Here is a 14,658-nt window from a genome sequence, read left to right as displayed (position 1 = left end):
ATCACAGAAAAGGTGTCCATTGCTGGACACCTTTTTGTTTTAATAGATGTAGGGCGGCTAGATGCTAAGTACAATAACTGTGCTAGTATTCTATCACAATATGATCGTCCCACTGTTCATTCTTCACGATCTGAAAACCCAAATTCCCATTGGCAGTCTCCAGCAATTTGCCCTTAAACTGTATTTGAACATTATTTCGGATTTCGCTTTCCAGTTCAAATGTACGCAGCAATTTACCTTCCTTGAAAACTTGGAACTGATATTTAATAGCGGTATTGTTGAGATAATAGCCCATAAATTGGTTGAACGAAAAACTTTGATCAGCTGCCGTAAAATGTGGGATAACCGTCAAAAGACTTTCATCAACCTGGTCGTTACTATGCGTCATAAAAGGATAATAATGAAACACAGGATGAAGCTGCTTCACCTGAATACTATCAATTGCGCTCAGATCTTCGCTGTCTGTAAAAGTCAACTTGACCTCACTGTAGATCCGACTTAAGTTTAGGACCCGTTCCATAGCCCCTTTAACCTCAAAGGTATCCCGGCTAGCAAATAACTCTGCAGATTGTTCTGAAAAAGCATTCGTCGCATAAAAGTGCTCAAAATCCACCGCCCCTGCCAGGATCAGCGGCAATGTCGAATTTTTAGCAATCAGACTTAGGTAATAGGTTCCGTTCGGCAATTCAACATCGAAAGCTTCCTGCGAATTAAGTACGCCCGATTTGATCATAGCCTTCGATTTTGCATCAAACACATGATAGTAAAATTTGCTGGGCAAAGCGGCCGGGTTGACTTGTCCGTAAACCATCAAGTTATCCATCTTGAATGTACCAGTCGTTGGGCTGTAACCCGCTCCTCCATCCCTGCTACCGGCAAATAATGAAATTTTCAACCAGAGCTCCTTGCTGTTGCCAAACGAAATATCTGCCAATGATGCACTCACAGGGATTTTGGCTGAAAGTGACACATTCGATGGATAATTGATTGTATCCGAGAGCATCAAAAAACTATTCCCCTTATCCAGGGAATAACTCAAAAGCAGTGCCCTTGGTCCTGTACTCGAACTATTGCAATCAAAGGTCCAGCTACCCAGCGAATGAATACCTGTGGCAGGGATTTTGACTAGGATCTCTTTACCACCTTTGAAACTAATGGCTTTTCCCGTTGCAGGCCAACCGCCTAAAAAATCATAGTCTGTCTTTCCATTGTTGTAATCGATCACAACGGCATCATCAAGTGCATTTTCGGGAACAACATCGCTGTTATCAAAGGTCCAATGATACAGCAATTCGTTTTCGGAAGAAGCTCTGCTCAGCGCAGCTCGTTTTGCCGTGGTTGATTGTTTTTTTAGAGGAGTAACAATCGCTTCAAAATCCTTGACTTTGAATTTTACCGCATGAATTGTTTCATCGTTTTCATCGGGAAGTTTTACATGCTTTTTGCACGAAGGCATTGCGGCTAAAACCAGGATGAATACACATGAAAGAATTCCCCAAGTTGACTTGGATTTTCTTTTCATAAATATAAATGATTTATAAGTTAATTAACCGGCAGATTAAAATTAACTTATAAATCATTTCACTCCAATAGTATAACTAAAAAGTTACAATCCTTTTTTCACTTTTGCCAGTGGTCTCTTTATCTATTTTTTGAACGTATATCTTTCCAGAAGAGGTTGTTAATTTCATTTTGAGCACATTATTCATCCCTGTTGGACGTACATACTCGCCATTAAATTCGTCCCATTCATAGATCGGATTACCTTCTTCATTCATCCAGATATAGCTATAACGCGCATCGACTTTATCCTTTACTGTCAATTGTTCTGTGTTTTTCTTCTTGTCGATTTTAACCTGAATATTCTTTGGCTAATCAATTTTGTCCAAATACCAACTCCGTCTTTTCCAAGCCAGCATTTCCAGTGGACCTGCTTTGCATCTGCCGATTGCGAGCGGTTTACAGACTCAATAGCATATGGATTACCAGTCCAATACTCATCGGAAAGCTGGGCAAAGGAATGTCCAATTTCGCGCATCGCGATGTCATTGCTCTTAAAATTAACAGTGACGAGTCTTTCTCCGATATTGTCAACAAAACCATTCTTCCGATTTCCGTGGAGGGGAGCCCACCAAAAATCAACGGTATGAGGATCCAGTTATAGCTCGGAAATCTCCATAGACTATTCCATTAAACGGCATAGTAACATCCGCCAAACAACCTAGTAGCGCATACGATGTTCCTGTACATATTCACTCGGCGACAGTTTGGTTATTTTCTTGAACACCCGATTGAAATTGACAACATTGTTAAATCCTGTTTTAAAAGCGATATTAGAAACACTTTCCGAAGATTCGTCAATCAACATTTTACAGGCACGTTCAATCCGGATTTCATTGAGGAAGGTAACATAGGTTTTCCGGGTATGTTTCTTAAAATACTTGCAAAATGCGTGTGGTGTCATGTGTGCTACCGCTGCTATATCTTCCAAGGAAATCTTGTCTCCAAAATGCTGGAAAGTATATTGGAATATTTCATTGATTCGCAATCCTTCGGCATCTGAGAACTTCTTTTGTGGAATACCTGTATACAGCGAAGTCCATTGATCTACTTTTTTACTTAAAAAATTAATCAGCTTCACAAACGAAAGGAGACGATCTATGCCCGCACTCACGTTAATCTGTACAAATTTTTCTTTCAACGCGACGGAATGCTCCGCATCCAATTTTTTACTGACGTTGATGTGTTCCAGGAAATACTTAACATCATCGAATTCAGGAAAATCCAGAAAGGGTTTAAAATGTTCGTAGTCGAAAAAAATATGGATGGCATGAATGCCATCCCTTATATCTTCCCCCGTTTTGAACATATGCGGTTCATCTGCATCAACGATATAGATCTCGTCCTCTTCAAAACTATGTGTAAAGTTGCCAATCATAAAGGTTCCCCGCCCTTTCAGGATATAGGTCAGCTGGATTTCCTTGTGTCGGTGATAGTTGCTGTAGAATGAAGGCAGAATGTCTTCCTGCACACAAATAGATCCTTGGTAAACAACCGGAACTGTAAATTGAACGACTTTCATTATGTATTGAAATAACAAATATTAAACAGTTAATTCAAAAGTAAGCTTTTTTAAGACAATAATCGTTAATTTTTAGCAAGAAATTCCTTTACCTTCCCTAAAAACTGTGGCATTGCTGGATCCTCACCACTCAAGGATAAAATTTGGAAGGTCTGCGGATTTATCCATAGATAACTTGGCGTACGATCTATACCAAAATCATTTTCCATCGTTGCCTGGTCATTATAATTCAAAAAGTAGCTCTGCTTCCCTAGCGCCAGCTCCTTACTTGATTTGATCCATTTATCCAGATCCTTATCCAGCGAAAAATAGATAACCCTTACCCCCATAGCGTTCAATTGAGATTCTTTTTTCCGTAACATCTCCATATCGGCCTTGCTATTGGTATTGGAAGTTCTCCAAAACGCGGCAATCAGCATTTTAGCCTTTGAAATATTCTTTAAATTCAAACTATCCCGTTCTACATTCATCGGGCTAATAGCAGGAAATACAGGCATATTTTCATAGAAGTCTTTCACCCTATCGACCTTTTCGCGGGCAAATTTAACATAAGGATGCTTCTGCAAATCCGTATTAAAACTCAGCAATGCGGCATCGAATTTTTTATAATTCGTCTGATCCAAGGAGATGTATTTAAAAAAATAAGGCAATACTAAGGATGAACGGTGGGTACTATCGAGAATAAAATCGGCGTATAGTGTGCGTGGATTAAATGCGGCATTACCACTTAAGCGCTGTATTTCATCGACTGTTTTCTCATAGGAACCATCATTTCTTGCAGCCATCGAAGGCAACTGACTCTCCAGCTGCCTTACCCGTTGGCTTTTATTTGCCGTTTTATTTTTTTCCTCCTCTTCACGCTGTTTATAGTTCGCATTGAACTGTATGAAATCCTTGGCATTCTGCGAAGAGGTTGTCAAGGTAAACTTGCCCTGGTTTTCACTCAGATCATAGTCACTCCCGCCTTCGACAAATAACGTATAGGCCTCCATACCCTTAATCTGAATATCGTAAAATCCGGTCATGGCAAGTTCGCCTTCCAAAACAAATTGCCCATTAGCAACCTGTGTTTTTACAAATTGCTGCAGTTTATTATCGTGATCGACGAGGCTCACCTGAGTCCCATCCCCGGCAGTGGTTTTTCCGGTAATCTTATAGTCAAAGCTATTCAACAAGGCGGCTGTCTTCGCCGATTCGGACTTTTGTGTACAGGCTGTCGTCCCCAAGGCCAGCACAGAAATCAAGCAAAAATAGTTAACGAACTTCATAATCTTTATAGTTTCCGTTTTCAAATAGACGAATCTTTCCTTTTTTACCTTTAATCTGGAGGTCGGAAACCTTTCCATTCTCCCATTTCATATCCACAGTGTAGTTTCCTCTGGTTTTGAGACCGCTAACTTCACCCTTTGACCAGGCTTTAGGTAGCGCAGGTAATAGATGGATATAACCATTGTGGCTCTGTATCAACATCTCGGCAATCCCGGCTGCACCGCCAAAGTTTCCGTCTATCTGAAAAGGCGGATGCGCACAGAACAAATTAGGGTAGGTACCTGCCCCGACTCCCTGATAGGTTGTTTCATTGGTAAAAGCGGGCTTAAGCAACTGCCTTAGAATTTCGAGTGCATGATCACCATCCTGTAATCTCGCCCAAAATAATATTTTCCATGCTCTAGACCAGCCGGTTCCTTCATCACCACGTACAGCTAAAGTCTTACGTGCTGCGTCAGCCCATTCAGGTGTCGTCTGTGGCGAGATAAATGCCGCGGGATACAGACCATATAAATGTGATACATGTCGATGTTTAGGTTCAACTTCCTGATAGTCCTCGAGCCATTCCATTACGCGCCCCGATGGGCTAACAACTACAGGCGGAGGGACATCCTTCAGCTTCGCTTTCAAGGCGCCGGCAAAACTATCGTTCGTCGTAAGGATAGAATCAGCTTTGATCACCGCCTGGTATAACTCCCGTACGATCTGGTTATCAATGGTAGGTCCCATCACAACCGCAGCAACTTTTCCATTGGCCATTCGGAAAGCATTTTCCGGCGACACCGACGGTGAAGTGACCCACCATCCTGTTTTAGGGTCCTGAACCAATGTATGATCGTAGAACTCTGCCGCTCCTTTGAGTATCGGATAAATCTCTTTGAGGTAATTTTTATCCCCGGTAAACAGATAATGTTCCCAGAGATGGTTACATAACCAGCCTGATGCCGTACTCGCTCCCCAGGAAGCCTGCTCACCCGGAGCGGAATACCCCCAGATATTCGTCATCATATAGACCACCCAACCCGGTGCGTTATAGTAAGCCTTTGCTGTCTGCTCGCCAGTTTTTGCAATCCGCTTTATCATTTCAATAAAAGGCTTATGATATTCGCTCAGGTTATTGACCTCCACGCCCCAATGATTCATCTGTGCATTGATATTGAGATGATAGTCACCATTCCAAGGTGTATTGATCTGATTAGCCCATAACCCCTGTAGGTTTGGCGGGAGCGCGTTTGTATTTTTCGGAGCAGCACTTGAAATATTCAAATACCTTCCATATTGGTAATAAATCGTCGCCAAATCGGGATCCTGAACCGGATTTTTATAAAAATTAGCAATGCGTTCATTGGTCGGAATGGCGTTATTCGCTGTATTTCCAAAGAGATTAAGACTTACCCGATTGAAGACCTTTTGATAGGCTGCGAGATGGTCGCGATATAGCTTCTGTTCGTCAGCAGTTTTTGCTGCTGCAACCGCTGCTTTGACAATAGGTAAGGGATCTTTTCCGTAATAGGAAGTACTTGCTGAGAAATAGATCGTAAGACCGCCTTTTGCAGACACCTCTAAGGTTTTATCTTTTTTGCTGATCTGCAGATTTTTACCTTTAACCTGAATTAATCCAACGAATTTCAGATTTTTACCACCTTTTCCATCAGGCAAAAATCCCTCGATCAGAATCCCATCGTCCAACAAGGTGTAACGGTCAATATTTTCCTGCCGCTGGAATGATATGCCTAACTGCTGTACCTCATCGTTATGTTGACTCAATTGGATAACACCTACATTATTGTCAAAAGAAGTATAATAACGACGTTGGAACTGTTGTCCGTTTATCTTGAATGAAGTTTGTGCCGAGGCAGTCGCTAAGTCCAAGGAACGCTTGTACTCTTCGATCGTTCCCGCGGGCAATTTATAATCCAGCAAAAGGTCACCGAATAACTGATAACAGCCATAGGGAACCTTTGCACCATTACCAAAACCAGATCCCTTGCCTTTGGTCACAAAAGTTTCATTGACCAGTTTTTCGGCTTCATCATTTTTACCAGCTTTAAGCAGTGCCTGAATGGCTTCAACATTTTTGTAGGCTTCATAATTATTGGGATCTTCTGGACTGCCCGACCACATACTGATCTCGTTGAGCACGATCTTGTCCTGACTAGGATTTCCATCTGGCATCATGCCGATGAGTCCATTTCCCAATGGCAGAGTTTCTTCCCAAGCCTTCGCGGGCTTATTATACCAAAGTACGAGTGGATTTTGTTGGGCAAAAAGCAACGTGGTATGACATATACATACCACGATAAACATTAAGAATTTATTTGCCATACAATTCAAGTTCCGCTATGGCCAATTCATTGCCGTCGATAAATTGTTTTGGTTCAAATTTGATAAACTTGGTTGCACTGTTTGTATCAAAAAACACCTGTTGCAAAATTGGATTTGCCTTAATATTGGAAAACTCGCCCTCTTTAACAAGGGTCCATGTTTTTCCGTCGGTACTGGTTGATATTTTATAATGTGTTGGTGTCCCTATGTTCTTTCCATCCTGACGAGGAAGGAAGCCGATACCAGAAACAGGTTTGTCTGTAGCGACAACGATTACACCTTGATCGGCAACAGTCGCAAAAGTACCTGGTTTTCCGTCAGATATATAAGCATTATTATTGGATCTACCTGTCGAAATCTTAAATCCAGTCAGCTTTTTCACCTCTTTGGTATTAAATGCAAAGGGTTCGTTGTACTCCTTGAACAGTCCAAAATCACTGAGCGTGATTGCTACCGGAGCATAAACATGAAGACGTAATTTACTTGCAGTTTGAGGTTGCTCGAGTTTGATGAGGCGGTTTGCGCCGATACTTGTTGCTTTGGCCAAAGGCTTCCAGCTGTTATTTTCCCAACGTTCAATCGAAACACTATCGATACGTTGTCCCAACTTAATATTTTCTCTCAACTGAATAAGGTCGAACTTCGCTGGGGATTTTAATTTTATTTCCAATGTAGCCGATGTTTTGGAATCGTCTGTTGCCCAATAACTATAGCGGTCGTTATCGGTAATAAATGAAGTACCATAGGATTTTGAATCACCGTTACGGACATTGGATGCCGTGATGGACGCTCCTTTGGCTAAATTGGTACGGAAAGTTTCCTTCACTTTTTTCCCAAATGCCTGCAGCGACTTCACATCATTCTCATGTAATGTACCAGAAGGCATCGGTGCTAAGCCAAGATTCATGCATGCTCCTCTTCCAACGGATTTTAAATAGATCTCAAAAAGCTGATTTGGTGTTTTTACACGGCTATCTTGTTCTTCATGATAAAACCATCCCGGACGTTGTGGCACGTCACATTCAGCAGGTATCCAATATTTACCATTACGGTCACCTGTTTCGGCATTATGTGATTCTGTCGCTCCGGGTACAGCGACTTTTCCATTTAAGCCAATCGGCGTAAATGTTGCCCATGAAGTTTCAGCAGCAAATCCTTTCTCATTACCCACCCAACGCATATCGGGACCGATATCTGAGAAAATAACCGCTTCAGGCTGTAATTTTCGTACAATAGGCCAAGTTTTCTCATGCCACTCATAGTAAGTTGTTCGATCGATGATACGCTTCCCTTCATGGCCACCATAAAAGCCATCGCCGCCATTTGCTCCATCATGCCACGAGGTAAACAAAGAGCCATAATTGCTCATCAATTCGGTCAGTTGCTGTCTGTAGGCATCTGCATAGGCCGGTGTGCCGTAACGTTCATCGTGACGGTCCCAAGCAGAAAGATATACACCAAATTTCATCCCATTCCGATGGGTCGCTTGCATAAAATCTTTGACCATATCACCTTTTCCATTTTCCCATGGCGAAGAAGCGATACTATAGGATGTTGTCTTGGTTGGCCACAAACAGAATCCATCATGGTGTTTTGCCACACTAATTAAGCCCCTGAAACCACCCGCTTCCGCTGCCTTAGCAATTTGATTTGCATCAAAAGCCGAAGGATTAAACAATGAGGGCTGTGCATCACCATAACCCCACTCCTTATTTTGGAAAGTTGTCGGCGTATAATGAATCAAACAATACGTTTCCATCTCTTGCCACTTTAATTGACGCTCGGTTGGCAGAGCCCCGTAAGCTTTTAAAGTATCTGATTTGGCTACAGGCCCGCTGGAAAGTAAAATGGAGGATAACAAGATTGTCAACATAGTCTATATTTATGTGCTAGAAAATTAGGTTGTAAAGCCCTAAGATAAGAAGTTTTGCAAAATGCTGTATGTAACATTTGCGTACAAAACCGATCGATGATCAGCTCCAACAGAATTTATCCCTAGGTCAAATCGTATTCTTTGTTTTAATCAATCGATTGATTAAAATATGCAAAACATGAATGCTGTAATAATACTTGGCACTAGTAGAACAATTGTTCAGCACATGCGGCCCCGCCAGTTTGAACCCGCTCGCCAGTTTCAGAAATCGAAACTGTATTTTTTCTTAAATAATTGTTTGTCGACAAGGCTCGGGGGAGAAACTCTTCCAGCACCATAACTCCTTTGATCTCATTAGGCTTGGCATCATAGTCACTAAATATCTGAACAGTTTTAAAAGCTGAATTAGGATAACTTACAACGAGGCTATCTAGGTTCTTCGCTGAATTAAAATAGAACGTTTTTTAGGACCTGAGTTGCTCGTCGACGTAGCTGTACTCCCCTTTTAGCAAATCACCTATGTATTGATAAGTTCGACAATTTTCCCGCCCTCAAATAATAACTTCTGTCTGTCTGAAAATATAAGTTCCTTATTAAAACTCTTTTTTTCAAGTATCATCCGATTTCCGTTTACACGAACGTCCCAGTACACCTTATCCGTAAAAAAGGGGGCAAATCCGTTCGTGGTAGGTATCTCTAAAAATCCTCCTATAATGCGATCCAATTGTTTCCCACGATAACTCAATTTCATTTCGTTCACGTTAGACATAAATAATTCAGCGGTAGATGACTCTAGATACAAGATCGGAATTTGCATTGGTCTTTGTTCAAAAGTTCCTTCCTCATCCTTTGAACAGGAAAAGCAAAGCACTAGGAATATAGTACAAGGCAAAAGCCATATTTTTTTCATAAAATGGGTTATTTCATTGCTAATTATACAAATATAAAAATTTCATCTCGTACCTTTACACATCATGAAACAAGATCAATCTAAAATCATACGTGAACAGGTCGATCGTTCAGCACTTCGCGAACATTCGACTCCTTTATACCTTACATCAAGTTTTATCTTCGACAGCGCTGAACAAGGTCGGGCGGTCTTTGCTGGCGAAGAGGATGCAATGATTTATTCCCGCTATGCTAATCCAAATACTTCAGAATTCATCAACAAAGTTTGTATTCTTGAAGGTGCAGAAGCAGGATTGTCTTTTGCGTCAGGTATGGCAGCAGTATTTGCCTCCTTTGCAGGAATTATCGAAAGTGGAGACCATATTGTCTCTTCACGTGCAATATTCGGTTCTACACATCAGTTATTTACGGAACTATTCCCACGTTGGGGCGTTACAACAACTTACGTAGACGCCGCTAATCCCGAAGAATGGGAAAAAGCAATTCAGCCGAATACGAAAATCATCTTTTTAGAATCGCCATCCAACCCAGGTCTGGAATTGGTTGATTTGGAATGGTTGGGTAAATTCAAGGAGAAATATCCTCATATCATTCTGTCGATCGACAACTGCTTTGCCACACCTTATCTTCAGAAACCGATTCAATATGGATTTGACCTGGTTATCCATTCGGCGACCAAATATATGGATGGACAGGGTCGTGTTTTGGGCGGTATTGTTGTCGGAAAACAAGAGCTTATCGATAAATTGATGTTCTTTATCCGTCATACAGGCCCCGCATTATCGCCTTTCAATGCCTGGATCATATCAAAAAGTTTAGACACGTTGGGCATCCGTATGGATCGCCATTGTTCTAACGCATTGGCTTTGGCCGAGGCATTGGAAAATCATGCGGAAATTGAGGATGTAAAATATCCATTTTTACCAAGCCATCCACAATATGAGCTGGCTAAGAAACAAATGAAAGCTGGTGGCGGTATTGTAACCTTTGTTGTCAAAGGTGGTTTTGAGCGAGCAAAAGCCTTTGTAGATCATTTGGAAATGATTTTATATACCTCTAATTTAGGAGATTCAAGATCAATCGCAACGCATCCAGCTTCAACGACACACTCAAAATTGTCGGAAGAAGAACGTTTGAATCTGGGCATCAAACCGGGCAGTATCCGCCTGTCTGTGGGTCTGGAAGATCAACAAGATATCATCAACGATATCTTGCAGGCTTTAGAGAAAACGAAATAAACGTTCGCTTTGTAATAGTTAGCGAATATACATTAACTAAAAAAGCCTTTGCATAAGCAAAGGCTTTTTTTATTCACTCTCATCCTACTTAATTCAACGATGCGATCGCTGCAGCATAATTTGGCTCATCAGCAATTTCTGCGACTTGCTCTTCGTACAATACTTTTCCATTTTCATCCAATGTGATGACAACACGGCTCAATAAACCTGCCAAAGGTCCATCAGCGATAGCCAATTGATAAGCATCTGAAAAGTTTGAATCTTTATACTCTGATAATGTCACTACGTTATTTAGCCCCTCTGCAGCACAAAAGCGGCCTTGTGCAAAAGGCAAATCTTTCGATATACATAACACCACAGTGTTATCCAACTGAGAAGCCTCTTTATTAAATGCACGTACGGAAGCAGCACAAGTTCCGGTATCTACACTAGGAAAAATATTTAATACAATTTTTTTTCCTTTGAAGTCTGTAAGAGACTTATCGGAAAGATCGCCTGCAGTTAATTTAAAATCAGGAGCTTGCTCGCCAACCTGTGGTAAACTGCCTTTCGTGTTTACTGGATTGCCTTTAAAAGTGATTGTAGCCATATAATATGATCGTTTAATTTTTAGTATCCTTGCAATTAAAGGTACGAGCAAAAAAAATATTACACAACATTTATTAATTTTAGTCAAACATTTATTATGTTAGCATTGTATTTGAAAGAGGAATGTTAACCAAAAATAAACACTAGTATGAAGAAACTGCTATTTTCAATACTTTGTGCAAGTCCGTCACTCCTGTTTGCACAAGGATCTCAAGTGAATCTACAAAGTCCCAAAGCTGTGGGAATGGGGGGAGCAGGTTCTGCTTACTTTTTAGATGAGTCTTCCATTTTTTATAGTCCGGGTGCTTTAGCAAAAATGGACCATAACGCTATTTCAGTTGCCGGTAATGCCGTGATGTACAAATCTGGCTTTCAAGAGGTCGGCAGTACAGTTGTTTATCATACTAGAAATCAGATTTCAACTCCTTTTTCATTATTTGCTGCATTCGGCCCTAAAAACTCCTGGTGGAAAGCCGGTATTGGAGTATACACACCTTACGGTGGGGCCGTCGATTGGGGGAAAGATTGGGTAGGTAAATTCAGTTTGGTCAGCCTTTCGCTACGTGCAATCTATATTCAGCCCACATTGAGTTTCAAACTGACTGAAAATTTTAGTGTTGGGGGTGGTTTTGTATACAACGTTGGTACCGTAGACCTCGAAAATTCTGTTCCGGTATTCTATCCGGATGGTCACGCCGGATTGGCAACCTTAAAAGGAACCGGAACTGGCACGGGGTATAATGTGGGGATTCATTATAACTTAGAAGACGAATTCGCCATATCGGTAAGTTATCGTTCTAAAGTTGTCACTAAACTTAAAAATGGTGATGCAACTTTTGACGTACCAGAATCGGTGGCAAGCAATTTCCCTGCAGGTAACAAATTCAGTGCTGAGCTACCGCTTCCTTCGACATTTGCCGCGGGCATCGCCTTCCCTATTTCGGAGAAATTGAAGATGGCTCTTGATGCAACGCTCATCAACTACGACATATATAAAGCCCTAGATTTCGATTACAAAGAAAATACACCTGTATTGCAGGATACCCATTCACCAAAAAAATACGATAAAGCAGGATCTGTTAAAGCAGGATTGGAATATATTGCTTCCGACCGTTTGCAATTACGTATAGGTGGCGGTGTGATCGCAACTCCAGTACAGCAGAGTGCCTATGTTTATCCGGAGACACCAGACAACACCAGATACTTAATATCGGGAGGTTTTACAATAAAACCATCACCAAAATTTGATGTCACAGGTTCCTTTGCGTATCAACGGATTGTGGCTCGCCAGTCAACCAACGTGGAGAGCCATCTATCAGGTACGTATGCAACAAATATTTTTGCTCCTGGTATTGGTGTAAGCTATAAATGGTAATTAACAGCCAAATTTGACTAAGATGAAAAAAAACAAACTTTATATAGCTGCGGCGTTAGCACTTTTAGCGATCGCCTCATGTAAACCGACCTTGGACGAATATACGCCTTCGGCTGGATCGCTTAATTTTTCAAAATATGTTGCCATCGGAAATTCATTGACAGCAGGTTATGCCGATGGCGGACTCTACTTGGAGGGCCAAAAGGTAGCCTATCCAAATTTAATTGCTGAACAGCTAAAGCAAGTCGGTGGTAGTGAATTCAAATCGCCGTTTTTCAGTGAAGATCAAGCCAATGGTTCTGGTTATATTACACTTACAGCGCTCGTCAATGGCCAGCCAGTAACGGCACAGGTAACGGATAAATTGGCCTACCGTTCTGCTTCACCAAAATTATTGACAAGATATACCGACCCGATTAACAACCTTGGCGTACCGGGCATGCGTATGGATATGGCCTTTGCTGCTGGCGTGGGATCCCAAGCTGGAAACATGTATTTCGAACGCTTACTACCTGACGCAGATGCGATGAAAACATATTTTGCCTATTCAACGACGCAAAACCATACCTTCTTTAGTTTTGCTTTAGGCAATAACGATGCTTTAGGCTGGGCGACTAACGGTGGTGTAGAAGATGGACCAACATCAACATTGACTTCTACTGCGCTCTTCACGTCTTTATTGGGCAACTATGTAACGACATTAACAGCAGGAGGTCAAAAAGGCGTACTGGCCACAATTCCAGATGTAACAGCAACACCTTATTTTACGACGGTAACCCGTGCTGCTTTATTGGCAGCTGTGAATGCAACAAATCCGCCGACACCGGTAACAAATATCTACATTGCAACAAAGTCAGGTCCTCGTGCAGCTACTGATCAAGATTATTTTGTGCTCCCTTTCTCTTCAACAGGATTATTGGGGAAACCAAATGCGGCACAAATTCCGTACGGCTTACACCCACTGAACCCCGTGGAAGACAAATACGTGCTTGATGTAAGCGAAACAGCAACGGTCGTACAACGCATCAACGAGTATAATGCAGCCATCAAAGCTGCTGCAAATTCAAAAGGTCTAGCTTTAGCTGATGTGCATGAATTCTTGAATAATGTAAAAGGAGGTGTTCGTATCAACGGACTAGCGGTGAGTGCAAAATACATTACCGGAAATGCATTCTCTTTAGATGGTATTCACTTAACACCAATTGGAAACGCCCTAATGGCGAACATCTTTATCAGCGCCATCAATTCTAAATATGGCTCAAAGATTCCACAGGTTGATGTAGCGAAATATCGCGGTGTCAAACTACCCGATACCGTCACAAAATAAACAGTGATCAACATACTGACAAAAGGCAGACAAATAATCGTCTGCCTTTTTTGTATATTTCCTCTATAAATAAGTTCCTCAAAAGGCAGAGGAGAGATCGATAAATTACTTTTATATACTACGCAATTATATTGCATATAAAAGGTAATTTATCTAAGTTTGTTTAGTATAGATTGAACAGAAAAAAACTCGTTTCACGTTCCACAGCCTAAACGAGCAAAAAAGAATAAAATAGAATAAGATGAAAATCAAATTAAACCGTGTCAACCAAGCTGTGCATTTCGAAGCCAGCAGTGAATTATCCCCCGTGAAAGTCAACATCGATGGTTCAGAAGCTATCGGCGGTGAAGGAAAAGGTGTTCGTCCAATGGAATTGGTTTTAATGGCACTGGGTTCTTGCAGCGTCTTTGACCTCCATAGCATACTGGTAAAACAACGCCAGCAAATTGACGATATCCAGGTTGAAGTGGAAGGTAAACGCCGCGAAGAAATTCCTCAAGTATTTACAGATATTCACATTAATTTTTTCCTAAAAGGTGAAATTGATGAAGTAAAAGCAGCCAAAGCAGCTGAATTAGCTGTTAAAAAATATTGTTCAGTACACGATATGCTTGCCGCTGGCGGTATTAATATCACGTATTCACTGAAAATAAACTAAGAAATACTTTCCTT

The 14,658-nt window shown here is 41.3% G+C and carries 13 protein-coding genes; 5 read left to right on the top strand and 8 right to left on the bottom strand.

The annotated features are described in order from the left end of the window. Positions 1 to 82: 82 nt before the first annotated feature. The gene (locus tag B3H30_RS07450) at positions 83 to 1,522 is read right to left on the bottom strand and encodes a hypothetical protein (RefSeq protein ID WP_286775162.1); all 1,440 of its coding nucleotides are present in this window, start codon (positions 1,520 to 1,522) and stop codon (positions 83 to 85) included. A gap of 76 nt (positions 1,523 to 1,598) precedes the next feature. Further along, complete coding sequence (locus B3H30_RS07445; protein WP_145327505.1) at positions 1,599 to 1,823, bottom strand: hypothetical protein; 225 nt, start codon at positions 1,821 to 1,823, stop codon at positions 1,599 to 1,601. 44 nt (positions 1,824 to 1,867) lie between these two features. Between B3H30_RS07445 and B3H30_RS07440 the strand changes: the two genes are divergently transcribed. Continuing rightward, positions 1,868 to 2,164 carry a hypothetical protein gene (locus tag B3H30_RS07440; protein WP_158638811.1) on the top strand — a complete coding sequence of 99 codons (297 nt, stop codon included), beginning with the start codon at positions 1,868 to 1,870 and terminating at the stop codon, positions 2,162 to 2,164. A 57-nt stretch (positions 2,165 to 2,221) separates the two neighbouring features. On the opposite strand, the gene B3H30_RS07435 is transcribed toward B3H30_RS07440, so the two are convergent. The 5 genes from B3H30_RS07435 to B3H30_RS07415 all read right to left on the bottom strand — a co-directional run bounded on the left by B3H30_RS07435 (position 2,222) and on the right by B3H30_RS07415 (position 9,459). Beyond that, entirely contained in the window at positions 2,222 to 3,082 is an 861-nt protein-coding gene (locus tag B3H30_RS07435; protein WP_286727404.1) for a helix-turn-helix domain-containing protein, read from the bottom strand. 65 nt (positions 3,083 to 3,147) lie between these two features. After that, entirely contained in the window at positions 3,148 to 4,350 is a 1,203-nt protein-coding gene (locus B3H30_RS07430; protein ID WP_286833828.1) for a DUF4369 domain-containing protein, read from the bottom strand. Next, a complete protein-coding gene (locus B3H30_RS07425; protein WP_286775164.1) occupies positions 4,337 to 6,676 on the bottom strand; it encodes a glycoside hydrolase family 95 protein in 2,340 nt (779 codons plus the stop codon). Before B3H30_RS07425 ends, B3H30_RS07430 begins: the two co-directional genes overlap by 14 nt. Next, positions 6,666 to 8,549, bottom strand: a complete 1,884-nt coding sequence (locus B3H30_RS07420) for an alpha-L-fucosidase (protein ID WP_286775165.1) — start codon at positions 8,547 to 8,549, stop codon at positions 6,666 to 6,668. Before B3H30_RS07420 ends, B3H30_RS07425 begins: the two co-directional genes overlap by 11 nt. A gap of 517 nt (positions 8,550 to 9,066) precedes the next feature. After that, positions 9,067 to 9,459, bottom strand: coding sequence for a hypothetical protein (locus B3H30_RS07415; RefSeq protein WP_112375002.1), 393 nt, complete (start codon positions 9,457 to 9,459; stop codon positions 9,067 to 9,069). Positions 9,460 to 9,523: 64 nt separating this feature from the next. On the opposite strand from B3H30_RS07415, the gene B3H30_RS07410 reads away from it, so the two are divergent. After that, positions 9,524 to 10,696: a trans-sulfuration enzyme family protein gene (locus B3H30_RS07410; protein WP_070570235.1), complete on the top strand. Its 1,173-nt coding sequence runs from the start codon at positions 9,524 to 9,526 to the stop codon at positions 10,694 to 10,696. A gap of 88 nt (positions 10,697 to 10,784) precedes the next feature. Here the strand turns inward: B3H30_RS07410 and tpx are convergent, their stop codons facing one another. Beyond that, positions 10,785 to 11,285, bottom strand: a complete 501-nt coding sequence (gene tpx / locus B3H30_RS07405; RefSeq protein WP_070570237.1) for a thiol peroxidase — start codon at positions 11,283 to 11,285, stop codon at positions 10,785 to 10,787. A 147-nt stretch (positions 11,286 to 11,432) separates the two neighbouring features. On the opposite strand from tpx, the gene B3H30_RS07400 reads away from it, so the two are divergent. The 3 genes from B3H30_RS07400 (at position 11,433) to B3H30_RS07390 (ending at position 14,644) form a co-directional block, all read left to right on the top strand. Then, positions 11,433 to 12,659 (top strand): OmpP1/FadL family transporter, encoded by a 1,227-nt coding sequence (locus tag B3H30_RS07400; protein WP_286775166.1) that lies wholly within the window; start codon positions 11,433 to 11,435, stop codon positions 12,657 to 12,659. Between the two features lie 22 nt (positions 12,660 to 12,681). Further along, on the top strand, positions 12,682 to 13,986 hold the full coding sequence (locus tag B3H30_RS07395) for an SGNH/GDSL hydrolase family protein (RefSeq protein WP_286779041.1): 1,305 nt from the start codon (positions 12,682 to 12,684) through the stop codon (positions 13,984 to 13,986). A 241-nt stretch (positions 13,987 to 14,227) separates the two neighbouring features. Further along, entirely contained in the window at positions 14,228 to 14,644 is a 417-nt protein-coding gene (locus B3H30_RS07390; RefSeq protein WP_070570243.1) for an OsmC family protein, read from the top strand. The last annotated feature ends 14 nt before the right edge of the window (positions 14,645 to 14,658 follow it).

This window comes from Sphingobacterium sp. UBA7038, assembly GCF_002494055.1.
Classification (GTDB): Bacteria; Bacteroidota; Bacteroidia; order Sphingobacteriales; family Sphingobacteriaceae; genus Sphingobacterium; species Sphingobacterium multivorum.
The sequence above is the reverse complement of the archived record's forward strand: the minus strand, read 5'-3'. Positions and strand labels throughout refer to the sequence as shown.